2 protein-coding genes are annotated in these 1,437 nt (G+C 58.5%); both read right to left on the reverse strand.

The window, feature by feature from the left end; genetic code table 11:
• Positions 1 to 97: 97 nt before the first annotated feature.
• A complete protein-coding gene (locus KAK07_RS25045; RefSeq protein ID WP_210863698.1) occupies positions 98 to 805 on the reverse strand; it encodes a hypothetical protein in 708 nt (235 codons plus the stop codon).
• 126 nt (positions 806 to 931) lie between these two features.
• Positions 932 to 1,324, reverse strand: a complete 393-nt coding sequence (locus KAK07_RS25050) for a hypothetical protein (RefSeq protein ID WP_210863700.1) — start codon at positions 1,322 to 1,324, stop codon at positions 932 to 934.
• Positions 1,325 to 1,437: the final 113 nt, after the last annotated feature.

Consider the following 1,437-nt stretch of genomic DNA (forward strand, 5'->3'; position numbering starts at 1 on the left):
GGCATGGCGCTTGGCCCGCTGGACGGATGATGACCTAAGCCGGGAAGCGGGCCAAGTGCCATGACGGTGGGCGTCGGCTCCAGCGATGGGTTAGCCGTCATTGCGGAACTTCAAGAACCTGCCGGCACTGCGGCTTGTAGAGCAGCACCCTCTCGAACGGCGAGTTGCCTAGGATCTCTCCGGCGGGCCAGTCAACGTGTTGATCCTGGGCTACATCCATCAAGTCGATGACCGCGAGGAGCCAGTATTGATCGCACGGTTGATACGCAGCCAGCTTCTTCGACTTCTCTACGACGACCTCGCGAAGACGCTCAACTGACAGGCTTGGCACGGTAAAGCTTTGCACTACTCGCCACTGAGCATCGGCGTACTCGGTCGCGTTGAGGTAGACGAAGCGAAGCATGTCAATGTCAGCGAACCTGGAAGGACTTACCTGACCAGTGGGAGCGGCGATCAGACGCTGAGCGAGCTCGCAAATCGCACGCGCGAGTAGCTTGTAGTCGAGTATTGGCTTGCCAGGGTGGAAGTCAACGGAGAGTTCGAACCGCTTTCCGCCGTGCGCTTGGTAAAGGCTCTGCGCAAGATGGAGCGCTTGCTCCCGCCTTCTTCTTTGAACCTGCTCGCTTGTCGGATCAGCACCTGGGCGGATGTAGAGATTGGTGATCTCGATTCCCAACCTGGTCGGGCCTCGAATGATCACATCCGGCTTGTCCGTGTAGATGATCTCGCCAGCAGGTAGCGGAAAGTCATTGCGGAACTGTTCAAAGTAGTACCGCTCGACTTGCGCGTTACTCGTGCTGTCCATGATGACGGCTAACGTTCGAGCTGAGCCGCGCACGCCGGCATGGCGCTTGGCCCGCTGGACGGATGATGACCTAAGCCGGGAAGCGGGCCAAGTGCCATGACGGTGGGCGTCGGTTCCAGCGAGGGGTTAGGCGGCGCCTTCATACTTCTCGCGCATTTCGAAGTAAGCCTTCTTGCAATGCTCAAAGTAGGCGCGCTCGTCGTCGACTCTTTCTTGCGCTGTGCTGCCGCTTTCCACCGGATCAGGTGTTTCGGTTTCGATCACCTCAACAATGATCTTGTCTCCTGGTTGGACGCCATGCTCTTCAAACCAAACCAGATGTTCATCTTCTATCCCCGGCCCACGCGATGTAAGGCCACCCAGGCGGACGTGAACTTCTATCTCTTCGTCACTACGTCGTCTGAGAGCCTTTGGCCCAAGCTGCCCAACTGCTGTGATCGTCGTGGTTAAGACTCCGAGATCCTCTGCGCCGCCGGTGACCGCCGGTTGGTTGTTAAGCTGTACGCGAAACGCGAGCATCGTGAATGTCTTTCGTTGGCAAGCGACGCTGCATTGCGCCGCCTAACGAATGAAAGGGACTTCCCCGTCCCGGACCAGCCGCGAAGCGGCAGACGGCAACTGAGTGCCACGAT

The sequence above is a fragment of the Ideonella alba genome (genome assembly GCF_018069875.1).
Taxonomy (GTDB): Bacteria; Pseudomonadota; Gammaproteobacteria; order Burkholderiales; family Burkholderiaceae_C; genus Ideonella; species Ideonella alba.

What these genes read in the sequence shown, in the direction of transcription:
- KAK07_RS25045 (WP_210863698.1), bottom strand. Translation starts at nt 805, where the DNA reads ATGGACAGCACGAGTAACGCGCAAGTCGAGCGGTACTACTTTGAACAG.
- KAK07_RS25050 (WP_210863700.1), bottom strand. Translation starts at nt 1,324, where the DNA reads ATGCTCGCGTTTCGCGTACAGCTTAACAACCAACCGGCGGTCACCGGC.